This window comes from Mucilaginibacter sp. P1_D10 (assembly GCF_056406215.1).
In genome coordinates, this window is record NZ_JBFUAP010000002.1 from 237,268 (window position 1) to 262,727 (window position 25,460).

Sequence of the window (25,460 nt, forward strand, 5' to 3'; positions counted from 1 at the left end):
ATACTGCCTTTAAGAATTGCGAACACCCAACACCCAATTTCCAATCACGAAGTAAAAAACTTCGGTGTTGGAAATTCGAAATTCATTATTCGATATTAATTCCCTTTTGTTGTTTATAGAGATTGCACCTTCTCTATCAAACACACCGCATATGCCACAACCCCTTCTTCGCGGCCTATAAAGCCAAGGGTTTCGTTGGTGGTTGCTTTAATGGATATGTCATCGATATCTATGCCCGCCGCTTTGGCTATGTTGGCCTGCATGGTGGGTATATGCGGGTTTATTTTGGGTGCTTCCAGGCATACCATGGCATCTATGTTGCCTATCTGCCAGTTTTTTTCGGCTAATAAAGCTACTACGTGCTGCAATAGTATCAGGCTGCTGATGCCTTTCCAGCGGTCGTCTTTATTAGAGAAATGAAAGCCTATATCGCGCAGGTTGGCGGCACCTAAAAGGGCATCGCAAATGGCGTGCAGCAGTACATCCGCATCCGAGTGGCCATATGCGCCGCTGGTATGCTCCAAATTTACGCCGCCCAAAATAAAGGGGTGCTGTGCTTTTAGTTGGTGCACATCAAAACCAAAACCTACTTTTATTTTAGCCATTATTATTTAAAAGAGCCGGTACCGCCAAAGCTGGCCGATAAAGTGAAACGGAGGGTATTGGCCAGTGGGCTGCTTTGCTGGCTTGCTGCCAGGTAAGCAAAATCGAAAGTAAATACCTGGTACTTAAGCCCCACCCCAAAGGTGGCATAGCGCTGGGTGCCCTTGCTTGGGTTGCCGTAAAAATAGCCGGCGCGCAAAGCAATCAAGTTGTTATACCAATACTCCAGCCCGGGCGAGAGGGAGATTTCTTTAAGTTCTTCGCTAAAGCCGCCGGGCGCATCGCCAAAGGATTGAAATATCCCTGCAGGTACCGAAACATTATCGTCCTTACCCGAAGTGATATTGCCGTCGCCATCGCGCAAAGGCGGTGTAGGTATCAAAAGCTTATTAAAATCAAGCGTTGCGGTAATTGTGCTCGCACCATCCAGCCGCCAGGTATTGGCAACGCCAAGCTTTAAATTGGCGGGCAGAAAGTATTTGGCGCCGGCATCGCTGTAAGCAATTTTTGAGCCTATGTTGGATATATTTGCACCGAAGGCGAAGGTAGAGCTATCGCCGTAATCTTTTTTATAGTATAAGGACACCCCTGCAGATATGGCATTGCCCGCCTTGTTTTGCACCGTGCTGCCGCCCGATACGAATGCAGCGTTATCGAAGTTGGAATTGATATACCGCATAGTTAAGCCCAGCGAGAAATTGTTGCCGAATTTGCGCGCAAAGGATGCATCGAGGGAAAATTCGCTGGGTTTATAAGTACCAAGGTTATTTTGATCGTTATCAATATTCTCTATACTGCCAAGGTTAAAATACCTTAACGATGCGCCGAAGGTGTTGCGTTCATCAATTTTGTGGGCAAAGCTTAAATAAGCCAGGTTGATATCGGGCACTAAATGGCGCAGCCAGGGGCTGTACGATAAGGCGATATCGTTGCCGGTTTCCATAAAGGCCAGCTTGGCGGGGTTCCAGTAATTGGCATTCACATCGGGCGAAAGGGCCACGCCAGCCTCACCCATAGCCCCCGAGCGCGAATCCGGAGCAATATTAAGGAAGGGCACGGCCGTAGACCTGTTGATGCTGCCATCAGTACCTGTTTGTGCCGAAGCCACCGCCGGAAGCATCAATGATACGTATATAGCAAATCTCTTAGTGTACAGATACTTCATCGGTGCAATTTAGTTCTTATATTTAAAATAATAAAACTAAGCTTTCGTTAAGTTTTTGGGTTTAAACCACTATTGTACTAAATTATTGTAACTCATGTAATAAATAATCCGTTTAAATGATTAGTAGTTAGGCTGCGATTTTTAAAATTGCTATTTATTGCGCTGTTTTATTATTGATTTTTATTAGATTTACCTCCAAATAGATATTTTGCAAAGTATGAAAGCACTTTTTACTAGTACTGCTTTAGTGTTGTTGGGTTTAGGCACATTGCTAAGCAGCTGCGGTAATAAACCACAATCTCAGAAAACGGGGATGACCTATAACGACCGTAGCAACGGTGGTTACCTGCGTTTTAAGCAAACGCATCCTACCCCAGGCCCTGGCCTGGTACCCATAGAAGGCGGTACTTTTGTTTTGGGCGGCAGTGCCGATCAGGACGTTACCTACGATTACAACAACATACGCCGCAGGGTTACCGTGCCATCGTTTTATATGGACGAGACCGAGGTGAGCAACCAGGATTGGCTTGATTACCTGCACTGGATAAACATTACCTTCCCCAACGATGGCGAATTATACTACAACGCCCTGCCGGATACCCTGGTTTGGCGCAAACCATTGTCATACAACGAGCCTTACGTGGAAAATTACTTGCGCCATCCCGCCTTTCAGGATTACCCTGTAGTAGGTGTTAGCTGGGATCAGGCACAGGATTATTGCGTTTGGCGCACCGACCGTACCAACGAGAACATACTGCGCGAGAACCAGTACATGACCAGCTGGAAACAAGCTGCAGGCAAAAAAGGCGCAACTGCCGGTGGCCCAGGCTTAAAAGATCCTTTCAATACCGATATCTATCTGAACGGCCAGATACGCGGTGCAGGCATAGACGGCAAGAATATGCCTAAAGACCAAAACCCCAACGCAGCAGCCGGTAACGGTAAAGGGGGCCCGCGCAGGCCCGTACGCATTGAGGATGGTGTTTTGAAACAAGGCTACCGTCTGCCATCTGAAGCCGAGTGGGAGTACGCAGCATTATCGCTTGCAGGCAATACCGAATTCGAAAACATCAACGATGGCAAAGTTTACCCATGGAACGGCCTGGGCGTGCGCTCTCCGAGCCGTAAAACACGTGGTTTGATACTGGCCAACTTTAAACGCGGTGCCGGCGATAACGCGGGTGTTGGTGGTGGCTTGAACGATAAGGCCGATATTACCGCACCTGTACGTTCATACGAGCCTAACGATTTTGGTTTGTACAACATGGCCGGCAACGTAAACGAGTGGGTGGCCGATACTTACCGCCAAACCTCGTTTGACGAGGTGGAAGATTTCAACCCCTTCCGCGGTAACGAATTTACCAACAAGCGCCTTGCCGACCCGGCTAAGGGCCTTTATGCTAAAGACAAATATGGCCGCCCGATAAAAGACCCGGCGCGATCGAATAAAAAACAAAAATACAGCGACATGATAGCGCAGCAGCAGGGCCTTAATGCAGGTGCGGTTGCAGGTGGTACCCCCGCCCCCGGAACAGGAGCTACCGTGCCATTGACCACGCCGAACACTATCAAATACAGTGGCAAAGCTTATAACCCCGATTTCCGTGGTGCGGCCGACTCGGTGAATGTTGCTTTGTACGGTACAACCACTTTGGTTAACGACCACTCTAAGATATTCAAAGGTGGATCTTGGAACGATTTGGCTTTTTGGATGAACCCCGCCACCCGCCGTTTTATGGACGAGGACGAAAGTAGTGCCGAAGTTGGTTTCCGTTGTGCCATGACCATGGTAGGCGCACCTGAGATACACCCCGAAGGAAAACCGCACCTGCCGGTTAAAAAAGCAAAGCCTTACAAAGCGAGATAAGTAATCACTGATAACAAGCTTAACGAAGCCGTTCCCTAACAAAGGAGCGGCTTCGTTATTTGTACAGCAGCGGCACAGGCGGCTTAAGTAAGGCAATAGTGGCCTAAAACAAATTATTTTGCAGGCCCCTCGTTTTTTATTCCCGGCTATATTAAGTTATTTTGCATGGGTGGTTAGGCCGGGCATTTGCGCCCTGGCTGAATCGGTATCGCAAACAATTATACATGAAAAAACATCTTGATATAACAATAAAAGGCAAAGTGCAAGGCGTATCCTTCAGGGCGGGGGCTAAGGCAGTTGCCGACCAGCTTGGCGTAAAGGGAATTGTGCGAAATATGCCCAACGGCGATGTGTTTATAGAAGCTGAAGCCGATGATATGTTGATGGAAATGTTTTTGGAGTGGTGCCACGAGGGTGCCGAGCATGCCCTGGTTGCCAGCGTTGAAACCCATGATGGCGAATTAAAAAACTATCGTAATTTTGAGGTAGTAAAAAGATAATTACGCAATATTAAGCAAGCACCCTATTGTCAACCGCAAAAAAATTCGCCGGGCAAACCTTCGTTTATGGTTTAAGCACCATTGCAGGCCGGGTACTCAGTTTTTTCCTCACCCCAATATATACCCGCACTTTCCCTACCAGGGTTTACGGCATATTCGGTAACCTGTACAGCTACGCATCCATGCTAAACGCCCTGCTGGCTTTCGGTATGGAAACCACCTTCATGAGGTACGTAAACAAGCGGCCCGAGGATAAGCAGGTTGTTTACAACAACGCGTTCGGCGCTATATTGATGGTATCGCTCACGTTTTTGGTGCTTACCTTCCCGCTGGCCAGCCTTATTGCCGGCTGGATACGTATTGATGCCTCAACGCCGCTACCCGAGTACGTATCGTTCATCAAGTTTTTCATAGGTACGCTGGTCGTTGATGCGCTCAGCGTTATACCCTTCGCCAAAATACGTGCCGATGGCCGCCCTGGCCGCTATGGCATGCTTAAACTTGTCAACGTGCTGATGTTTGTGGGGCTTAACCTCACCTTTATATACGTGCTGCCTGCCATTGTTAAGCATAACTGGCTGGGGGCGGGCATAATTGCACCCTGGTTTAAGCCGGGCTGGATAGGGTACGTTTTCCTGTCGAACTTCATCGCCAACTCCATCACGGCCCTTATGCTAATGCCCGAGTTTGCCCAATTGCGGCCAAAGTTCAACAAGGCGCTTTTTGCGGAGATGCTCCTATATAGCTGGCCCATACTCATCGCCAACTTTTCGTACCTGGTAAATGAAAACCTCGATAAGATACTCCTGGGCAAGCTATTGCCTATAAAGCAAAGCGCAACGCAGGTGGGCATTTATACCGCATGCGCCAAAATATCTATCTTCTTAAGCATCTTCGTAAATGCGTTCAGGCTGGGGGCCGAGCCGTTCTTCTTCAGCCATGCCAAAAACAAAAATGCTACGCAAACCTATGCGCGCATCATGCATTATTTCGTAATCGCGGTTTGCATGATATTCGTGGCCCTGGTAGCCAATATCGAACTGCTGAAGTATTTCATCAAAGGCAAGGATGCCACGCAAACTGCCTTGAACTGGTCGGGCATTGGGGTAATACCGGTGCTGTTGTTCGGCTATGTAAGCCTGGGCATCTATATGAATCTTTCGGTATGGTACAAGCTTACTGATCAAACCAAATACGGCCTTTACATATCGGGCATCGGCGCGCTGGTAACCATTGTGCTCAACGTCATATTCATCCCATCGTACGGCTATATCGCGTCGGCCTGGATATCGCTGGCCGCATATACTACCATGATGGTGTTATCCTACATATGGGGTCAAATTCATTATCCTATCCCATACCTACTAAAAAAGAACCTGGCGTATATCATCGTGTCGGTTGTGGTCGTTTACATATCATTCAGCCTATTTAAGCGCAACCTGTTTATCGGGAATGGACTGCTTATTTTGTTCGGCCTGGGCACTTTATACATCGAACGGAAAGAACTAAAAGCTATATTTAGCAAATGAACATCAAAGTAATCAACAAATCGGCCAATACCCTGCCCGCCTACGAAACCCTGCATGCGGCAGGTATGGATCTGCGCGCCGATCTGGAGGAGAGCATCACCCTGAAACCGCTTGAGCGCCGCCTGATACCCACCGGGCTTTATATAGAACTACCTATAGGCTACGAGGCCCAGATACGCCCGCGAAGCGGCCTGGCTTATAAGCATGGTATTGGCATTGTAAATTCGCCGGGTACTATAGATGCCGATTACCGCGGCGAGATAAAAGTATTGCTGGTAAACCTCTCCGATACTGCTTTCCTGATAAACACCGGCGACCGTATTGCCCAGATGGTGGTTGCCAGGCACGAGCGGGTACAATGGCAAGAGGCAGATGAGTTGAACGAAACAAGCCGTGGCGCCGGCGGCTATGGCCATACCGGTAAAAGCTAAACTAAATGAAAAAGGCAGCGCTGATTATATTATTACTGGCTGGCACAATGCCCGCCCTGTATGCTCAAAAAGATAGCAAAAGCAACAGCGTGCCCGGCAAACGCCTCAGTGCTATGGACAGCCTAAGGGTGAAGGACCTCTTTTTCTCGGCCATCCGCCAAAAAACGATCGATAATACAAGGCTGGCATCCGAGTTGTTTAGCCAGGTGCTGGCCATAGATCCCAACAACGATGCATCGTTGTATGAGCTGGCCAACCTGCAAAAGGGCCAGAATAACTACCAGGCCGCCGAGCCTTTGCTTGAACAGGCAACCAGCTTAAGCCCCGATAATGAATGGTATTGGCTGGCTCTGGCCGATAGTTACGAAAAGACAAACAACATCCCCAAGCTGCAAGCTACCATGGATCAGCTGATACGCCTCAGCCCCGATAAGCCGGCCTATTACCTGGAAAAAGCCAATGCCTATTTCCTGCAAAAAGATTATCCCGAAGCACTGCAACAATTAGCAAAGGTGGAGGCGATAACCGGCCTTACAGATGAATTACAGATGACCCGCCAACGCATTTACCTGGCACAGGGCAAAATTGATAAAGCTGCCGACGAACTGCTTAAATTGATTGCCACAGACCCTAACCAGCTGCGCTATTACCTGCTGCTGGCCGAACTTTATAACTCCAACGGTTTAAATGATAAGGCCATAGCTATATTGAACAAAGCAGCAGCCCTGCCCCAAACCACCACCGGAGCAACAGGCGGCATGCTGCATATGGCCCTGGCCGACGTTTACCGCGATAACAAAAACCAGGAGCAGAGCTTTGCCGAGCGCCGCATAGCCTTTGCCAACCCCGATGTGGACATTGAGCAAAAGATACGCGTGGTGCAATATTACGTGACACGTTTAACAGACCCCAAGATAAAGCAAGCCGTGTTAGAACTTGCGCGCTTGCTTACCGTGGCGCACCCCGATAGCGATAAGGCCTACGCCATATATGGCGATATGCTGGTGCAGGATGCGCAGTACCGCGAAGCTAAACCTGTTTATAAAAAATCGGTGGCTATAAATGCGCAATCGTACCAGGTGCACGAGCAATTGGTGCGCATAGAAATGGCCGAGAGCGATTTCGAAGGGGCCATAAAAGACGGCGAATACGCCCTTAGCTATTTCCCCAACCAGGCCTGGATGAATTACCTGGTGGGCGTGGCATGGCAGCAAAACAAAAATTATAACAAGGCACTGGGCTACTTAAAGAACGCTGCGAGCCTGGAATCCAGCGATAGGGATATGCTTTCGCAATGCTATTCGGTAATAGGCGATTGCTATCATTCTATAAGCAACAACAAGCTGTCCGACGATGCGTACGAAAAAGCATTGAGCTATAACCCGGATAATGCTTTTACGCTGAACAATTATGCGTACTATTTGTCGTTAAGGAACGAGCAGCTGGATAAAGCCGAAGCAATGTCTGCCCGCAGCAACACCCTGCAGCCCAATACGGCTTCGTTCGAAGATACCTACGCCTGGATATTGTTCAGGCAAAAAAAATACAGCGACGCCAAAACGTGGATAGAGAAATCGCTGAAGCACGATAAGGACGACAGCGCGGTGAAAACTGAGCATTATGGCGACATTTTATATTTCACCGGCGATGAGGCTGGTGCGCTGCAAAACTGGCAAAAAGCCAAAACGCAGGGAGGGGCCTCGCCGGCATTAGATAAAAAGATAAATGACAAAAAATACACTGACTAAGATAGCCCTGTTGCTTTTGCTGGTTGTGGCGGCAAGCTGTAAATCGAAAAAGCTGGTAGTGGTAAGCCGCCCCACAAAAGATACCGCAACGGTAATACCCAACGGCAAAGCCGAAAAACTGGCTGATATACGATCCAGGCAATCTACCTTCAATACTTTTAGCGGCAAGGCCAAAACCAAACTGGATATCAACGGCAACGATAACGATTGTACCCTCAACATCCGCGTAAGCCGCGATCAAAAGATATGGGTTTCCATAACCGCTATTGCAGGGCTGGAAGTTGCCCGTGCATTGATAACGCCCGATAGCATACAGGTGGTAAACCGTTTTCAGAGCATTTACCTCAGCAAACCTTTCAGCTACATATACCGGTTTGCCGGCAAGCAGATAAGTTTTAAAGCGCTGCAAGCCTTATTGGTAGGCAACGCGATAGATGGGTTGCTTAACCAGGATGCCCTGCTTGCGCCCGATGGCAACAATACCATTATTACCGGCAACCTGCAGGGCATGGTATATAAACTGCTGTTGGGGCCAGATCTTAAGGCCACTCAAACCAACCTGGCCAACCCGGCGGCCGGGCAAACTTTGGAGGTGACCAACAGAGTATTCATACAGGCAGATAACCGAATAGTGCCTTCGCAGATAGATATTACTTCTGCTGCGCCGGGCAATAAAGTATTGGTGAATTTACGTTATACGCAGGTTGAGTTCGATCGCGTTTTAGAGTATCCGTTCAGTATTCCAAAAAGTTACGAACCAGCTAATTAAAAATCATATTTTTGGTAGATGAAATTTTTTAAAGTAGCCTCTGTTATTGTCGCCGTATTTATCCTGTCGGGCATTTTTGGGCAAAGCGCATTTGCGCAAACCAGTGCCGAGCTAAAAAAGCGTAAAGATAAATTGACCGAGGAGTTGCAGCAGCTTAACCAGGAGTACGAAGCAACCGCCAACAATAAAAAGGTTTCGTTAAAACAGCTCAATAACCTCAAGATACAAATAAACCTGCGGCAAGAAAAAATACAGAATATCAATGCCGAGGTGCGCAATTTGGATAACCAAATCTCTGAGAGCAATAATACCGTACATAACTTACAGAGTCAGTTAGATCAGCTTAAGAAAGAGTATGCAGGCATGGTGCTTTTTGCCTACCGCAATCAAAGCGCCTATAATAAGCTGATGTTTATTTTCGCGGCGAAAGATTTTAACCAGGCTTACCGGCGCTTGAAGTATCTGCAGCAGTTTGGCACCTACCGCGAGCGGCAGGCAGGGTACATACAAGGCACGCAAAAAGAGCTGGGCATAAAAATAATAGGGCTGGATAAGGATAAAAAAGAGAAGAATAACCTGCTTACCGAGCAGGAGAAAGAAAAAATAGAGCTTGGCAGGGCGAAGCAAACGCAGGTAAAGGTAATATCGGGCTTAAGCCAGCACCAGAGCGAACTTAAGCAGCAGCAAAAAGATGTACAGGTAAAAATTGCGAAAACCACCCGCGAAATAAACAGGGCCATTGCCCGCGAAATAGAGGAGCTTAGGCGTAAAGCCGAAGAAGATGCCAGGCGCCGGGCCGAAGATGCCGCGCGTATAGCCGCTGCTAAAGCCAAAGCCGACAATGCGCCGGCACCCGCACCAAAGAAGCCGCTACCGGTAAGACGGACCACCGATAGCGAGGCCTTAAACTCAACGCCAGAGGCAGCCAAACTATCGAACGACTTTTTGGGCAATAAGGGCCGCTTGCCATGGCCGGTGGCGAACGGGCAGCCGATACACTATTTTGGCATATATACGGAAGACGGTATCCGAAATGAGAACAATGGCTGGGAAATTAGGGCCGGTGCAGGGGCGCCTGTTAGAGCAGTATTTGATGGCGAAGTGAAAAGGGTGATGGACATAAGCGGGACATATTTGGTTATCATTAACCATGGTGAATATTTTACCTCATATTCGAACCTTCGTACCGTAAGCGTTTCGGCGGGGCAGAAAGTAACTACCAAGCAAACTATAGGCACGGTGGCTACCGATCAGCTTAGCGGGGAATCATCTATAAACTTCACCTTGAATAAAGGTAAGACGTTCGTGGACCCCAAAGTATGGCTGACCCCAAACTAAAATGCACGCGATAGCGTTGTAATTATATATATTTGTAACCTTAATTGTGAGATAAGATGTTGAGCACAGTTTTTTTATTCCTGAATATTGGCTCCGGCGAGATGATTTTGATCGTTTTTGCGGCGCTGATGCTGTTTGGTGGCGAAAAACTGCCCGAAATAGCACGCGGCCTTGGCAAAGGTATCCGCGATTTTAAAGACGCCTCAGACGATGTTAAGCGAGAGATAAACAACCAGATAAACAATTACGAGGACAAAAAAACCGACCTTAAGAAATCGCTGGAAGAAAAAAACGAAGAAAAACAACCGGACCCCGCCCAGCCTGCGTATGTACCCATAGAAGGTACCCTGCCGGCTTTTGAGGGCCACTCTGCTACCGATGTGCTGGCAGACGAAACGCCGGAGTATGTACACCCCGTTTATGAAGGCGCGCAGGAAGCAGAACATACTACTGTTACTGCTCATGATAATGGCTCATCAATAAACCTTACGAAGGCCGAAGAGCCCGCTAAAAAGACTATCGAAGAAGAATATAAATAAAAAAATTAACGTACATAAAAACTTAAAAAAATGGGATTAGGCGCACCGGAAATCATTCTGATCATTATCGCGATACTGATATTGTTTGGAGGTAAGAAAATTCCTGAACTGATGAAAGGTTTAGGTAAAGGCGTAAAGGAATTTAAAGACGCTCAAAACGGCGAAAGCAACACTTCAACCGAAGAGAAACCAAAGTTATAATATTCCGATATCCTTGTGGGCAGCTTAATAGCTGTTTAAACTTATAAACTTATCTGTTGAAATTGTTATGCTTCAACGGATAAGTTTTTTATTTTAGGCCCCATGTCTAAAAATTATTCCTCTTACGCAGATGTTAAGAGAGGTTTGCAAATCGGTAAGCTTACGGCCGAAGGCCTGGTAAAAAGTTATCTTAAAAAGATAAAAGCAAACAGCCGTTTAAATGTTTTCAACGAAGTATTTGAGCAGGATGCGCTGGCATCTGCAAAAAGTATAGATGCCCGCATCAAAAGCGGCACCGCCGGCAAACTGGCCGGTATGGTTATAGCCATTAAAGATAATATTTGCTACAAAGGGCATAAAGTGAGCGCATCCTCGCGTATCCTTGATAATTTCACTTCTATTTATTCATCAACCATTGTAGAACGTTTGCTTGCGCAGGACGCCATTATTATAGGCCGCTGCAATTGCGATGAGTTTGCTATGGGCGCATCTAACGAGAACTCCTTTTACGGCCCGGTAAAAAACGCTGCCGACGAAACCCGCGTATCGGGCGGTTCATCGGGCGGCTCTGCTGTGGCGGTGCAGGCAGGCATGTGCCATGCAGCCATCGGTACAGATACCGGCGGCTCGGTAAGGCAGCCTGCGTCGTTTTGTGGCGTGGTGGGCTTTAAGCCAAGCTACGGGCGCATATCCAGGCATGGCATTATTTCCTACGCTTCCTCGTTCGATCAGGTAGGTACGTTAACCAAGTCCATCAGCGATGCGGCCCTGCTTTTCGAGGTAATGGCCGGCCCTGATGAATTCGATAGTACCCTATCGCACAAACCCGTGCCTGCTGCGGCAGACCACACCACCGATACGGGCAAAAAGAAGATTGCTTATTTGCAGGAAGCATTATCAAGCCCCGGCGTAGATGCCGAGGTGAAGAATACGCTCATCAACGCTATAGAAAAACTGCGTGCCGATGGGCACACCGTTAAGGCGATATCTTTTGAGTACCTGGAGTACCTGGTACCTACTTACTATATTTTGGCCATGGCCGAGGCCTCGAGCAACCTTGCCAGGTACGATGGCGTGCATTACGGCTACCGCAGCCCCAACGCTACCGACCTTACCAGCACCTACAAGTTATCCCGCTCGGAAGGTTTCGGCAAGGAAGTAAAACGCCGCATTATGCTGGGCACATTCGTGCTGAGCGCGGGCTACTACGACGCCTACTACGCCAAAGCCCAAAAAGTGCGCAAGCTGATCAGGGAACAAACCCGCAAGATACTGCAGGAGTACGATTTCCTGCTCACGCCAACAGCGCCGGAGCCTGCCTTCCCGATAGGAAAAAAGGAGAAAGACCCGGTGGTAACCTATCTGCACGATATTTTTACCGTGCAAGCGTCGTTGGCGGGCCTGCCTGCTATCTCGCTGCCGGCGGGCAATAACAGCAAGGGTTTGCCGTTAGGTTTGCAACTGTTAGCCAGCGGGTTTGCCGAGGAACAATTGTTGAATTTCTCCGAATATTTCCTGCAATTATAGAAAGTTTATACTTTAGTAAATAAATCCTCCGGCGAGCCTAAAGCCCGGAAAATCGTTTTTAAATAGTGCGCAGGGGCCTGTGCGATTCCCCTCTTGAGAGGGGTGGAGGGGTGTGTAGCCGTTAAAAATATCGATTAACACACCCCGCTTACGCTCAACCCCGCCCAGCCTCTCAAGAGGGGAAAGGAAAACAAAAAAGCGATTTCCCTGCTCGTAAAGCCCGGCATAACCTGCTTTATGAAGAAATTCTTTACGTTTTTGATTTGCGTGGCGGTATTGCAGGTAATTAAGGTTGATGGCACTCACGCGCAATCTTTCAATGCGGATACCTCTGCTTTGCTGCCTATAAAAGAAGTCACTTCATCTAAATACCAGGATGTTATTTTCAAACGCCGGCTCGATTCTATCCAGCGCGATGTACCCATGGATTACAATGTGTACGTACAAGGCTACATAGACAATTACCTGAGCCGTCGCGACGAAATGAGCCGTTTGCTTGGCCTGTCTAAATACTACTTCCCCATTTACGAAAGCGCTTTTGCCGCTGCGGGCGTGCCCGATGAGATAAAGTACCTTTCCATCGTGGAGTCGGCACTTAACCCCAATGCGGTATCGCGGGTGGGCGCAGCCGGGCCATGGCAGTTCATGTCGGAAACGGCCAAGATATACGGGCTGAAGATGACGGATTATGTAGACGAGCGCCGCGACCCCATCCAATCGAGCGCAGCCGCAGCGGCCTACCTGCGCGATGCCTACCAGCAATTCGGCGATTGGCTGCTGGCTATTGCATCGTACAATTGTGGCAAAAGCAATGTAGAGAACGCCCTTGCAAAAACCGGCGCAACCGATTACTGGTCAATCCGCCAGTTGCTGCCTGCCGAAACGCGCGGTTACGTGCCAGCTTATATCGCGGTAACCTATATCATGAATTATTACAAAAGGCATGGCATCACCCCTCAGCCTACCACTATAGCCCTGCAAACCGATACACTGCTGGTGAACAAATACGTGCCGCTGAACCGTATTTCTGCCGCGCTGGGCCTGGATATCAAAGAAATGATGGTGCTTAACCCATCGTACCGCCAACTGATTATAAACGGCACTACTGCCGAACCACGCAGGATTATCGTACCCCAAAGCCGTAAAGACCGTTACGCGATATTGACCGAGGCCATCAATAACCCCAACGCTGTTATACCGCCGTATCACCCGGTGTACGTACCGCCTCCACCAAAACCTAAGCCAGTAGTAGTGGCGCAGGCAAAGCCTCCAGTTACGCAGCCAACTACGCAGCCCGGACAAACCGCAGCCACTACAACCACACAGCCGCCGGCTTTGGTCGCGGCGCCTCGTAATATACCCGCATTCCATATCACCAAACTGGGCGAAACGCTGGTTGATATTGCCACTAAATACGGCATACGGGTAGAAGATTTGATGCTATGGAACAAGCAATTGGGCAATAACAGGAACATCCGCCTGGTGGCCGGGCTTACCGTTAACCTAAACAAGGGATAACTTTTTATCAATAAAAGTTTGCAAGATATTCTTTAAGTAGTTATCTTAACGCAACTTAAACCTTGAGTCGTGTCTGAAAAATCATCGTCCCGTTTTTATGACTTTTTAAATAGGTATAAATTTCTTTATTGTGCTGTTGGTGTTGCCCTGTTCGCTGCTGGCGTTTGTTTAGATATATACGGTAATCATTCGTTAGAAGCAACTGCCGCTAGTCACTTTATGTTGATATTTGGAGAAGCGTTAGTCGTCTTTTTCTTTATTAACGTTATTCTTGAACGGGAAACCAGAAACGCTTTTGTTAAAGAGTTGACGCATGCTCTTAAAGAACAGGAAGAAAAAATTCTCGTAAGCTTAAAAAGTGCTACTGAAGTTGTGTCAAAACAAGAAGAAAAATTAGTAAGCAGTTTAAGTGGGTTAACTTTACTTATTGAAGATCAGGAAGCCAAGTTAAAAATAGCATTAGAGAAAGCATCTGATGCGTTAGTATCTCAAACTCAAGATTTAACCACCACGATTAACAATGATTTTTTCAAATTAATTCTTTCGGAGCGCACGTCGCCTGAAATTGCTAATGAGATGAATGAAATAGATTTCTTTAAACCGGGCTTTTTATTCCAAAAATATAAATTGAAGTTAAAGTTTTCGGTCCTGATAGACGGCAGAATAGAACTTATCCAAGAGGACGCTTTTCATGTGAAGAATTTCTCAAAAGTTAAACTTGAATACGTGATGAGGTTTTCTACTACTGAGACGGAAACCAAACTTTACGAATTTGTAGAAGCAGGGATCTCCGAGAACCTTATTAAGCCTTCATTCGAGCCACTGTCAATTGATGACTTTATTGAAACACCTATTGAAGATTTAAAGTCGGGGTCGCTTTTCGAGTTAAAGCCGGCTATCCGTCAAACGGTAGAGCCAAATGGTTCTTTAGCTGCTTACATGACTTTAAAAACAACTTTTACGCCGAACAATGGAGGAATAGATGATTATGCATTTACTAACTTATATATGATGCCTTCAACAATAGAAGTGACGGTGCCTAATGGATACGATTTTCGACTATTTCCGACTTTTCCAAACGAGGAGTTGAAGAAAAGATCTAAAAGAGCGTATACAACCATATATGAACTGCCCTTCTTAACTCCCGGCCAAGGATATAATTTTTCTTTAATTAAACATTAAATTCCGATATTTGTCTAACTTAGTGTATTGAAAGCAACTTAAATTATAATAGATGGGCGTAGGTAAAGGATAATTTTAAATGGCAAAAGATATTTTATCTTAGGTCTTTAAGCAGGATTTAATCTTGTACGAAAAAAAGGGGGTTGAGAATCTTTTTAAAAAGAGGTTCCCTGAAATAAAACCCCTTAAACTTATTAAAATGGATAACGGTAAAGCCCCGAGTAATCGGGGCTTTACCGTTCACGGACTTTTTTATATGAAGGCTCAAAATTCTTGTATATGGATAGGTATAACCGCGAAAATTCAGCGGCCCGGGTACTGTCCATTGCATTACCGGGCTTTTTTATTACCAGCTTTCAAAAAAAGTAATCGTAGTTTTGAGGGCTTGAATTAGAGAAGAAGATGAATAAACCAAATCGTAAACAGGATGCCCTTAATTACCACTCCAAAGGCCGTCCCGGTAAAATACAGGTAGTACCAACCAAGCCTACCAATTCTCAACGCGACTTAACCCTGGCCTATTCGCCGGGTGTTGCAGAACCCTGCCGCGCCATTGCAGAAAACGTTGACGATGTATACAAATACACCGCAAAAGGCAATCTGGTGGCGGTTATCAGCAATGGTACGGCTGTGCTTGGTTTGGGCAACATCGGTCCCGAGGCAAGCAAACCCGTAATGGAGGGCAAAGGCCTGTTGTTTAAAATTTATGCCGATATCGACGTGTTCGATCTGGAGGTAAACGCTAAAACGGTTGATGAATTCGTGATGATAGTAAAGGCACTGGAGCCAACCTTCGGAGGTGTAAACCTCGAAGATATATCGGCACCAACCTGTTTCGAGATAGAACGCAGGCTGAAGGCCGAGATGAAGATCCCGGTGATGCACGATGACCAGCACGGCACAGCCATTATATCCGGCGCAGCGCTGATGAACGCCTGCGAGATACAAGGCAAAAAGTTGGATAAGATAAAAATGGTAGTGAACGGCGCGGGTGCCGCTGCGGTTTCCTGCTCAAAAATGTACCTGTCGCTTGGGGTAAAGAAAGAAAACCTGGTGATGTTCGACATCAATGGGGTATTGGATACCAACCGCACCGATCTGGACGATATACGCATGGAGTTTGCCACCGAACGTAAGGACGTTAAAACCCTTGCCGATGCCATGAAGAGCGCCGACGTTTTCGTGGGCCTATCTGCGGGCAACGTGGTTACCCCGGCTATGCTGGTAAGCATGGCCAAAAACCCCGTAGTGTTTGCCATGGCCAACCCCGAGCCGGAGATACAATACGATTTGGCTGTTGCCGCCCGTAAAGATATCATCATGGCAACCGGCCGCTCCGATTACCCTAACCAGGTGAACAACGTGCTGGGCTTCCCCTACATTTTCCGTGGGGCGCTGGATGTGAGGGCAACCGCCATTAACGAAGAAATGAAGATTGCCGCAGTACACGCTATAGCCAACATGGCAAAAAAGCCGGTACCTGAGGCAGTTAACCTGGCATACAACATCACCAACCTTAAGTTCGGCAGGGATTATATCATCCCCAAGCCAATGGACCAGAGGCTGATAACTGAGGTATCCTCGGCTGTAGCCAAGGCCGCCATGGAGAGCGGCGTAGCCCGTAAAGCTATTACCGATTGGGACGCTTATCACGAAGAACTACTATCGCGCCTGGGCACCAGCAACAAGCTGATGCGCGACATTACCAACAAGGCCAAGCAGAACCCGAAACGTGTTGTTTTTGCCGAGGCCGATACCTACAAGATACTCCGCGCAGCGCAAATAGTAAAAGACGAAGGCATTGCAACGCCGATTTTGCTGGGCAATATCGAAAAGATAAAAGCCATCATGCGGGAGAACGAGCTGGACTTGGGCGATGTAGAGATGATAGATACGCGCGACGATTGCCCCCGTGTGCACGATTTTGCCGATTACTTGTTCAAGAAACGCCAGCGCCGCGGCATCACCAAAAACGAAGCCCGCAAAATGGTTGTCGACCGTAACTACTACGGGGCTTGCATGGTGCAATTCGGCGAGGCTGATGCGCTGATATCCGGCCTTACCAAAAACTACGTAGATACCATAAAGCCTGCCCTGCAAATCATCGGGACGGATGAGGGCGTAAACCGCGTTGCTGGCATGTACCTGATGATAACCCCAAAAGGCCCCGTGTTTTTTGGCGATACCACCGTAAACGTAAACCCAACCGTGCAGGAACTGGTAGATATAACGGTGTTGATAGAAAAAGCAGTATCCTACTTTATACCTAAGCCTAGAGTAGCACTGCTGTCCTATTCAAACTTTGGATCTAACGAGGGTGCGATACCCGAAAAAACCCGCGAGGCGGTGCGCATACTGCACGATAAATACCCCAATATGGTGGTAGATGGTGAGATGCAGGCCAACTTTGCCCTGAATGCTGAATTGCTGAAAGATAATTTTGGGTTCAGTACGTTGACAGGGAAGCCCGCAAATACGCTTATTTTCCCTACATTAGAGTCGGGCAATATTGCCTACAAATTATTGCAGGAAATTGGCGGGGCCGAAGCCGTTGGCCCTATTTTGCTGGGCCTTAAAAAGCCGGTGCACGTTTTGCAATTGGGTAGTAGCGTAAGGGAAATTGTGAACATGGTTACCATTGCCGTGGTTGATGCGCAGGAGAAGAGCCGCGCGGAAGCGTCATCAGCTAAGGCACGAAAAGTTAAATAGTATATGTACGATTATATTGATGGGAAGCTGGCGTTTAAAAGCCCGGCGCATGTTGTGATAGATGCCGGGGGAGTGGGCTACCACATCAATATTTCGGTAAATACCTTTTCACAGCTCCCGGCCGGGGAGCGCTGCAAGCTGTTTGTTTGGCTGCACGTGAAAGAAGATGCCCACACCCTTTATGGTTTCGTAAGCGAGGGAGAGCGCAAGCTCTTTCTGCACCTGGTATCTATATCGGGCATTGGGCCAAATACTGCCCGCATGATGTTGTCGTCTATCACCCCCGATGAGATACGCAACGCCATAGTGCAGGGCAATGTGCCGCTCATCCAGCGGATAAAGGGCATCGGCCCAAAATCTGCCCAGCGCATTATTTTAGAGCTGCAGGATAAACTGCGCAAAGAGGGCCCGGATACACTAACGGTAATTACAGGGTTAAAAACGGTAAAAGAAGAGGCGCTTTCAGCCCTTGTAATGTTAGGTTTTGTGCGTAATGTTGCCGAGAAAACACTGGACAGCGAAATCAGTAAGAACGGCGGCACATTAACCGTTGAACAGCTTATTAAACTGGCACTGAAAAGTTTATAATAACGATAAAATTTTGATAACCCTTGGTTAGAAAACTTACTTGTAAAATTTTTATAGGTACGCTTTTATTATCTGCTTTTTGCGGAACCGGGGAACTATTGGCCCAGCAGCAGATACCGGGGCAAACCACCATTGCCCGCCCGGGGACTACGCAACCGGGTACGCAGCAGCAGCCCGGCCAGCAACGCCCCCAAACGCAGCAGCAAACCAATAACCCGGCAGATACCACCAAGCCGCGGAATACCGCGCCCTTAACCGGCGCGCCCAAGCTCACCAAAACCCGCAACCAGCTGGCTTTGGATGGCTACTTCGATACCGACCCGCCGGGTGTGGTGCGCACCGTAGTGTACGATCCGCTCACCAATACCTACATCGTTTACAAAAAGCTGGGTAATTTAAATTACGGTTTCCCGCAGTACCTTACCGTTGCCGAGTATTTAAAACTGCAGCAAAAAGGGGTGCAACGCGAGTACTACCGCCAACTTGCGGATAATTATGCCTACGATTCGCAGCAGCCGGGGTTTATACCGCAGATAAAGGTGCGCAGCAAAACCTTCGAGCAGATATTCGGCAGCTCAAACATCAACATACGACCGCAGGGTTCGGCGGAGGTGATTTTGGCAGGGCAGATAAACAAGAACGAGAACCCACTTTTCAATACCCGCCAGCGCAGCCAGTTCAACTTTAATTTCGACCAGCGGATACAACTGAACGTTACCGGCGATATTGGCGATAAGCTGAAGATAAGCACCAATTACAATACCGAGGCGCAGTTCCAATTCGAGAATCAGATAAAACTCGATTATACCGGCCATCCCGATGAAATCATCCAGAAGATAGAGGCCGGTACCGTAAGCATGCCCTTGAACACCTCGCTCATTACCGGCAGCCAGGCGCTTTTTGGTGTGAAGACGAAACTGAAATTCGGCAGGTTGGATATTACCACTATCCTGTCGCAACAGCGTTCGCAATCGAAAAATATTACGATTACCAACGGCTCGCAGCAGGGCAATATATCCCTCACCCCGGCCGATTACGAGGCCAATAAGCACTACTTTTTGTCGCAATATTTCCGCAACAACTATAACCGTGCATTGGCCAATATCCCCATTATCAGTTCCAATATCAACATTACCAAAATAGAGGTTTGGACAACCAACCGCACCAACGTTACCACCGATAGCCGCGATATATTGGGCTTTTTGGATTTGGGCGAAAACAGGCCGTATAACCCTACTATACAGGGCGGCCCGGGCTTCAGCGGCCTGCCTGCCGGCTTCAGCGGGCCTGGTTTCACCCAGCAATCAAATAACTTGTTGGCCAGCCTGCCGGCAGGTTCCCGTGCCACCAACTCCAACGATGTAGCCAACTACTTCCGTGCAACGGGCGCAACAGATAATTATGCCAAGCTAACCTACGCCCGAAAACTTACCGAAAAGGAATACACCCTTCATCCGCAGCTGGGTTATATATCGCTGAATTACCCTTTGAATAACGACGAGGTTTTGGCCGTGGCCTACCAATATTCATACAATGGGCAGCAATACCAGGTGGGCGAGTTCAGCAGCGACCAGGCCGTTGACCCTGCCACGCCGAAGGTACTCTTCGTGAAATTATTGAAGAATGAATTGCTGAAAACCAATCTGCCTACCTGGGATCTGATGATGAAAAACATCTACTCGCTGGGCGCGTACGGTATCAGTCCGAATGATTTTAAGCTGAACATCAGCCGCCTGGATGACAAATCGGGCATCGAAAAGACCATAATGGATGAGGGCACGAACACTAAAAGCAAGCGGTGGCTGCAGCTGACGGGCGTGGATAACCTGGACCAACAGAGCGATAAACGGCCCGATGGCTTTTTCGACTTTTTGGAGGGGGTAACCATCGATTCGCAGAACGGGCGCATTATGTTCCCCGTGCTGGAACCCTTCGGCTCCGACCTCGCGAAGCAATTCACCCCCGGTGAGGCCGACCTTGCGGCGCGGTACGTGTACCAGCCCTTGTACGATTCTACTAAGACCATCGCGCAGCAGCTTTTTCCCAAGCTGAACCGGTATTTGATAAAAGGAACTTACACCTCAACCCAAGGCTCTGAATACCAATTGAACGCCGTGAATATACCGCAGGGCTCGGTGGTAGTTACGGCAGGCAATTTAAAACTGAACGAGGGTGCGGATTACACCGTTGATTATAGCTCGGGCCGTATCCGGATATTGAACCAGGCCCTGCTTTCCTCGGGCCAGCCCATCAATATCAAGATAGAGAATAACGAGCTTTTTGGCGTACAGCAAAAATCGCTCTGGGGCACCCGGCTCGATTACCGCGCAAGCGATAAACTGCTCCTCGGCGCAACTTTTATGCACCTTACCGAGCAGCCCATAACGCAGAACGAACTGGTGGGAGAGGAGTCTATCTCTAACAGCATCTTCGGTTTCGATGCCAATTATACTACTACATCGCGCTTTTTAACCCGGCTGGTAGATAAGATACCGCTAATCAATACCAAGGCGCCGTCGACCATAAACCTAAGTGGCGAGTTTGCCAAACTGATGCCCGGCAGCCCCGGTGCATTGAACTTTGCCGGTTCCAAGAACGGTACTTCGTACCTCGACGATTTTGAGAACAGCCGCTCGGTTATCGATGTGAAGAGTGCGGTGAGCTGGCAAATATCCGGTACGCCGCAGATGTTTAACGAATCGCAACTTTTTAACGATTTAAGCTACGGCTTTAACCGCGCGCGTTTGGCTTTTTACAACATCGATCCTATATTTTATACCAATTCCGGCAATATCCCCATTAACCGCGCCGACCTATCGAACCATTATGTAAGGCAGGTGATAGAACAGGAAGTGTTCCCCTTTAAGCAATCGGTAACCGGGCAGCCGCTTACTTTGGCCACGCTCAATATGGCATTTTACCCAACCGTGCGCGGGCCATATAATTACACTACTACGGGCATCAACCAGGATGGCACGCTGCAGAACCCTAAAACACGCTGGGGCGGCATGTTCCGCAAGCTGGAGACGAACGACTTCGAATCGTTGAATGTTGGCTATATCGAATTTTGGGTAATGGACCCATTCATCTACAAGCCGGCATCGCAGGGCGGCGATTTATTTTTTAACCTCGGCAGTATATCTGAAGACGTGCTGAAAGACGGCCGCAAGAGCCTGGAGAACGGCCTGCCTATTGACGGCGCCACCGATAAAACCGACGACACCAACTGGGGCAGAGTATCTAAACTACAACCGGTTATCAACGCCTTCGATAACGACCCCAATTCGCGCGCATTGCAGGATGTGGGTTTGGATGGCTTGAACAGTACTGATGAGCAAACGAAGTTCTCCAGCATAGTAAACCAGGTGAAAGCTGTATTGAGTCCGCAAGCGGCCGCCGCTTTCGTAGCCGACCCATCATCTGATGATTACCGCTATTACCAGGGCCCCGATTTGGACCAGTCGCGCGCCGGCATTATGGAGCGTTATAGCCGCTACAACGGCGCCGAGGGCAACTCAAAAACGGCAGAGCAATCGCAGGCGGAGCTTGGCTTGCAAACCTCGGCATCAACATCGCTGCCCGATGGTGAGGACATCAACAAGGACAACAACATGAGCCAGACTGACGAGTACTTCCAGTACCGGGTGTCTATCCGCCCGCAGGATATGCTGGTTGGCCAAAACTACATCAGCGATAAGGTTACCTCCAACGTAAAGCTGGCCAACGGCCAAACGGAAGCCGTTACCTGGTACCAGTTCAGGATACCGATAACCGATTACCAAAGCAAGGTAGGCAACATACAGGATTTTAAGGCCATCCGCTTTATGCGCATGTTTATGACCAACTTTGCCGATACTTCGGTACTACGCTTTGCCACCCTGCAGCTGGTGCGCGGCGAGTGGCGCAGCTTCAACGCCGCCAACAACCCGCTGAACGTAATTGCCGATCCTGCCATACAAAACCCTGCAAACGATAACTCGGTGCTGGATGTGCAGGCCGTGAACATAGAAGAAAACGGCAACCGCACACCTATACCTTACGTGGTGCCGCCGGGTATAAACCGCCAGCGCAACTACAACAACCTGCAAACCGATACCAAGCTTAACGAGCAATCCTTATCCATAAAGGTTACCAACCTGCGCGATGGCTACTCCCGCGCTGCGTTCCGCACGTTTTATAATGATTTGCGCTCGTACAAAAAGATACAGATGTTTATCCATGCCGAGGGCGACCAACTGGTAGATAATGACCTGAACGCCTTTATCCGTTTGGGTGTTGACTACCAGGATAACTATTACGAATACGAAGTACCCCTCGCCATTACCCAGCCCGGTACGCGCGACCCCGGCGCCATATGGCCCGCCAGCAATGAACTGGATCTGCAACTGGACCTGCTCACCAGTGCCAAGCTGGCCCGTAACAACGCCAAGCTGAATGGCCTGCCATGGCCATTTACCACCCCCTTCGTATATACCGACGGGCACAATAAAGTAACCATAAAAGGCCAGCCGGATTTGAGTCGCCTTCGGACCATTATGGTGGGCGTGCGTAACCCTTATAAAGGCAGCAATGCCGGGCCGGATGATGGGTTGGATAAAACGGGAACGCTATGGTTCGACGAGCTGCGGTTGACGGATTTTGACCAGCGCGGCGGATGGGCGGCAACCGCAAGGGCAGATTTTGCGTTAGCCGATTTTGCCAACATCACAGTATCGGGCAGTAAGAGCACCGTCGGTTTCGGTTCTCTCGATTCGCGTGTGAGCGACAGGAGCCGCAGCGATAACCAGTTGTACGATATATCGGGCAGCGTGGAGCTGGGTAAATTCTTCCCGGCCAAAAGCGGCATCAAGATACCGGCTTATATAAACGTAAGCAACGCGGTAGCCACCCCGCAATACGACCCGCAATCGCCCGATGTGGAACTGAAGAAAACCCTTGCGGCCGCGCCCAACTCGCAGGCCAGGGATTCTATCCGCAACGTATCTGTTGATTACACCATGCGCAAAAGCATCAACTTTACCAACGTGCATAAAGAGCGAACGGATGCCAGCGCGCCGGTACACGTTTATGATATCGAAAACTTTAATGCCACCTATGCTTACACCGAATACACGCACCACGATTTCATCGTGCAGAGCGACCTTGCCCGCACCTATCGTGTAAGCCTGGCGTATAACTACAGCAATCAGCCTAAATATTACACGCCTTTTGAGAAAGTAATAAAAAGCAACCTGCTGGCCCTGGCAAGGGATTTCAACTTCAGCATACTGCCATCGCGGTTGAACTTCAGCATTAATTTCGACAGGTATTACTCTGAGAACACGTTGCGAAACAACGACCCTAATAACTATATACCCATACCCACCAGCTTCAACAAAAACTTCAATATTACCCGGGTTTACGGAATTGGCTGGAATTTATCCAAATCCTTGCAGATGGATATAGATGCTACCAATTTATCGGTAGTAGACGAACCCGCTGGTCGCATCAACGGGCTTAAAAGAGATACCCTATGGGAGAACCTAAAAAGGCTGGGCCGAACTACCAACTATAACCACACCATCAACTTTAACTATACTACGCCTATAAATAAGATACCGGGGATGGATTGGACGGCCCTGATCGCCCGCTACAGCACCCACTTCAACTGGCAAACCCAGCCCGAATTTGCCATCAACAACCCCGATTACAACATCGGCAACAGCATTCAGAACTCGCGCACCGTTCAGTTGAATCCTACGCTTACGTTCACCACACTTTACAATAAGTTTAAGGCGCTACGCAAAGGAACTGCCGACAAGGGCGGTATCGGCGGCGTGCTGCTGGGGATATTAACAGGCATCAAAAATGTAAGCGGCACCTACACCCGTACCGAAGGAACCTTTTTGCCGGGCTATTTGCCGCAGTCGAACTTCTTCGGGCAGGATTTTACGTACGATTCGCCGGGCATAGGCTTCCTGCTGGGCAGCCAGTCCGATTTGCGGAGCCGTGCCGTTGCCAACGGATGGATAACCAGCGACACCCTGCAAAACCAACCCTACGTGCGCACCTTCAATTCCGATTTGCGACTTCGCAGCATTATTGAGCCGTTTAAGGATTTACGGATAGAATTGATTGCCTTTAAAACGCAGGACCGCAACTACCAAACCAACTTTAAATACCTGGCCAGTAGTAATAGCATAGAAAACCTTAGCCCTACCACTTCGGGTACGTATAGTGTATCCATATTATCGCTGGCTACCGCTTTCTCCAAATCAACAGGGGTGAGCAATAAATCCACCACGTTCCAGCAGTTTTTGGATAACAGGGCTGTAATCTCCAAGCGACTGGGTGCAACAAACCCTAATTCGGGCGTTAGTACCACAGGCTTCGCCGATGGTTATGGAGCCAATGCGCAGAATGTATTGGTGCCGGCATTTTTGGCGGCCTATTTAGGTAAGGATGCATCCAGCGCCTCGTTGAGCCAGTTCCCCTCAACGCCTATACCCAACTGGCAGATAACCTACAATGGACTGGGCAAGATTGCCTTTTTTACCGAGATTTTCGATTCCTTCGATATCCGCCACGGTTACCGTTCCTCATACAACGTAAATGGCTACACTACGCTGCTACAATACCGCGAAGCCAATGGCGGCGTAACATCGCGTGATGCCAATGCCGATTTCCTGCCTTTTTATCAAATGACGCAGGTGAGCATATTTGAGCAATTTGTGCCGCTGCTAGGTGTCGACGTCCGTTTCAAGAACAGCATGACAGCCAACCTCGAGTTCCGCAAAACCCGTGCATTGGCCTTAAGTTTGCTCAATAGTCAACTGGCACAACAAAGCGAAAATATCGTGGTATTGGGCTTTGGCTACCGACCCAAGAATTTCAAGATGCCATTTGGCTGGTTTGCAAGCAAGGCCAATAACGATATCAACTTTAAGCTGGATGTATCCATCCGCGATAACAAAACACTGATATACCGCGCCGACGTGCAGGAGGCAGAGGTGTCTTCAGGTGCAAAGAATATCACCATGCGCCCATCGATAGATTACGTCATCAACCAACGGTTCAACCTCAATATCTTTTACGATAGCAATATCACCAAGCCCTACACCTCGCAAACGTTCAATACCTCGTTTACCAATTTTGGGATTAATTTGAAGTTGTTGCTGCAATAGAAAAGTAAAAAGCTATGTCATTGCGAGCGATAGCGTGGCAACCTCATAGGACATTCGAATGTGCAAAGTTAACCAGGCGTATG

17 protein-coding genes are annotated in these 25,460 nt (G+C 48.5%); 15 read left to right on the plus strand and 2 right to left on the minus strand.

Translation table 11 applies throughout. The features are described from left to right. Positions 1–113: 113 nt before the first annotated feature. The gene (ispF, locus tag AC1DYT_RS03485; protein ID WP_477468261.1) at positions 114–605 is read right to left on the minus strand and encodes a 2-C-methyl-D-erythritol 2,4-cyclodiphosphate synthase; all 492 of its coding nucleotides are present in this window, start codon (positions 603–605) and stop codon (positions 114–116) included. Between the two features lie 2 nt (positions 606–607). Continuing rightward, the gene (gene porV / locus AC1DYT_RS03490; protein ID WP_477468262.1) at positions 608–1,768 is read right to left on the minus strand and encodes a type IX secretion system outer membrane channel protein PorV; all 1,161 of its coding nucleotides are present in this window, start codon (positions 1,766–1,768) and stop codon (positions 608–610) included. Between the two features lie 217 nt (positions 1,769–1,985). Here porV and AC1DYT_RS03495 point away from each other — a divergent pair, with 217 nt between their 5' ends. The 15 genes from AC1DYT_RS03495 (at position 1,986) to sov (ending at position 25,377) form a co-directional block, all read left to right on the plus strand. Beyond that, complete coding sequence (locus AC1DYT_RS03495; RefSeq protein ID WP_477468263.1) at positions 1,986–3,635, plus strand: SUMF1/EgtB/PvdO family nonheme iron enzyme; 1,650 nt, start codon at positions 1,986–1,988, stop codon at positions 3,633–3,635. A 224-nt stretch (positions 3,636–3,859) separates the two neighbouring features. Further along, positions 3,860–4,135, plus strand: coding sequence for an acylphosphatase (locus tag AC1DYT_RS03500; RefSeq protein WP_477468264.1), 276 nt, complete (start codon positions 3,860–3,862; stop codon positions 4,133–4,135). Between the two features lie 26 nt (positions 4,136–4,161). Further along, positions 4,162–5,664, plus strand: coding sequence for a lipopolysaccharide biosynthesis protein (locus AC1DYT_RS03505; RefSeq protein ID WP_477468265.1), 1,503 nt, complete (start codon positions 4,162–4,164; stop codon positions 5,662–5,664). Next, positions 5,661–6,095 (plus strand): dUTP diphosphatase, encoded by a 435-nt coding sequence (gene dut, locus AC1DYT_RS03510; protein WP_477468266.1) that lies wholly within the window; start codon positions 5,661–5,663, stop codon positions 6,093–6,095. Before AC1DYT_RS03505 ends, dut begins: the two co-directional genes overlap by 4 nt. 5 nt (positions 6,096–6,100) lie before the next feature. Next, entirely contained in the window at positions 6,101–7,843 is a 1,743-nt protein-coding gene (locus tag AC1DYT_RS03515) for a tetratricopeptide repeat protein (protein ID WP_477468267.1), read from the plus strand. After that, the gene (gene lolB1 / locus AC1DYT_RS03520) at positions 7,821–8,612 is read left to right on the plus strand and encodes a lipoprotein insertase outer membrane protein LolB1 (RefSeq protein WP_477468268.1); all 792 of its coding nucleotides are present in this window, start codon (positions 7,821–7,823) and stop codon (positions 8,610–8,612) included. Before AC1DYT_RS03515 ends, lolB1 begins: the two co-directional genes overlap by 23 nt. A gap of 18 nt (positions 8,613–8,630) precedes the next feature. Continuing rightward, positions 8,631–9,950 (plus strand): murein hydrolase activator EnvC family protein, encoded by a 1,320-nt coding sequence (locus AC1DYT_RS03525; RefSeq protein WP_477468269.1) that lies wholly within the window; start codon positions 8,631–8,633, stop codon positions 9,948–9,950. Between the two features lie 56 nt (positions 9,951–10,006). Next, positions 10,007–10,489, plus strand: coding sequence for a Sec-independent protein translocase subunit TatA/TatB (locus AC1DYT_RS03530; protein ID WP_477468270.1), 483 nt, complete (start codon positions 10,007–10,009; stop codon positions 10,487–10,489). Positions 10,490–10,519: 30 nt separating this feature from the next. After that, positions 10,520–10,690, plus strand: a complete 171-nt coding sequence (locus tag AC1DYT_RS03535) for a Sec-independent protein translocase subunit TatA/TatB (protein ID WP_477468271.1) — start codon at positions 10,520–10,522, stop codon at positions 10,688–10,690. Between the two features lie 102 nt (positions 10,691–10,792). Next, positions 10,793–12,217, plus strand: a complete 1,425-nt coding sequence (gene gatA, locus AC1DYT_RS03540; protein ID WP_477468272.1) for an Asp-tRNA(Asn)/Glu-tRNA(Gln) amidotransferase subunit GatA — start codon at positions 10,793–10,795, stop codon at positions 12,215–12,217. 237 nt (positions 12,218–12,454) lie between these two features. Continuing rightward, entirely contained in the window at positions 12,455–13,735 is a 1,281-nt protein-coding gene (locus tag AC1DYT_RS03545) for a lytic transglycosylase domain-containing protein (RefSeq protein ID WP_477468273.1), read from the plus strand. 69 nt (positions 13,736–13,804) lie between these two features. After that, the gene (locus AC1DYT_RS03550) at positions 13,805–14,917 is read left to right on the plus strand and encodes a hypothetical protein (protein WP_477468274.1); all 1,113 of its coding nucleotides are present in this window, start codon (positions 13,805–13,807) and stop codon (positions 14,915–14,917) included. A gap of 402 nt (positions 14,918–15,319) precedes the next feature. After that, complete coding sequence (locus AC1DYT_RS03555; protein ID WP_477468275.1) at positions 15,320–17,626, plus strand: NADP-dependent malic enzyme; 2,307 nt, start codon at positions 15,320–15,322, stop codon at positions 17,624–17,626. 3 nt (positions 17,627–17,629) lie between these two features. Continuing rightward, a complete protein-coding gene (gene ruvA, locus AC1DYT_RS03560) occupies positions 17,630–18,214 on the plus strand; it encodes a Holliday junction branch migration protein RuvA (RefSeq protein ID WP_477460582.1) in 585 nt (194 codons plus the stop codon). Between the two features lie 23 nt (positions 18,215–18,237). Further along, on the plus strand, positions 18,238–25,377 hold the full coding sequence (gene sov / locus AC1DYT_RS03565) for a T9SS outer membrane translocon Sov/SprA (RefSeq protein ID WP_477468276.1): 7,140 nt from the start codon (positions 18,238–18,240) through the stop codon (positions 25,375–25,377). Positions 25,378–25,460: the final 83 nt, after the last annotated feature.

Bases quoted from the DNA above. Each gene is read 5' to 3' on its own strand.
- ispF (WP_477468261.1), bottom strand. From the start codon at position 605: ATGGCTAAAATAAAAGTAGGTTTTGGTTTTGATGTGCACCAACTAAAA.
- porV (WP_477468262.1), bottom strand. From the start codon at position 1,768: ATGAAGTATCTGTACACTAAGAGATTTGCTATATACGTATCATTGATG.
- AC1DYT_RS03495 (WP_477468263.1), top strand. From the start codon at position 1,986: ATGAAAGCACTTTTTACTAGTACTGCTTTAGTGTTGTTGGGTTTAGGC.
- AC1DYT_RS03500 (WP_477468264.1), top strand. From the start codon at position 3,860: ATGAAAAAACATCTTGATATAACAATAAAAGGCAAAGTGCAAGGCGTA.
- dut (WP_477468266.1), top strand. From the start codon at position 5,661: ATGAACATCAAAGTAATCAACAAATCGGCCAATACCCTGCCCGCCTAC.
- AC1DYT_RS03515 (WP_477468267.1), top strand. From the start codon at position 6,101: ATGAAAAAGGCAGCGCTGATTATATTATTACTGGCTGGCACAATGCCC.
- lolB1 (WP_477468268.1), top strand. From the start codon at position 7,821: ATGACAAAAAATACACTGACTAAGATAGCCCTGTTGCTTTTGCTGGTT.
- AC1DYT_RS03525 (WP_477468269.1), top strand. From the start codon at position 8,631: ATGAAATTTTTTAAAGTAGCCTCTGTTATTGTCGCCGTATTTATCCTG.
- AC1DYT_RS03530 (WP_477468270.1), top strand. From the start codon at position 10,007: ATGTTGAGCACAGTTTTTTTATTCCTGAATATTGGCTCCGGCGAGATG.
- AC1DYT_RS03535 (WP_477468271.1), top strand. From the start codon at position 10,520: ATGGGATTAGGCGCACCGGAAATCATTCTGATCATTATCGCGATACTG.
- gatA (WP_477468272.1), top strand. From the start codon at position 10,793: ATGTCTAAAAATTATTCCTCTTACGCAGATGTTAAGAGAGGTTTGCAA.
- AC1DYT_RS03545 (WP_477468273.1), top strand. From the start codon at position 12,455: ATGAAGAAATTCTTTACGTTTTTGATTTGCGTGGCGGTATTGCAGGTA.
- AC1DYT_RS03555 (WP_477468275.1), top strand. From the start codon at position 15,320: ATGAATAAACCAAATCGTAAACAGGATGCCCTTAATTACCACTCCAAA.
- ruvA (WP_477460582.1), top strand. From the start codon at position 17,630: ATGTACGATTATATTGATGGGAAGCTGGCGTTTAAAAGCCCGGCGCAT.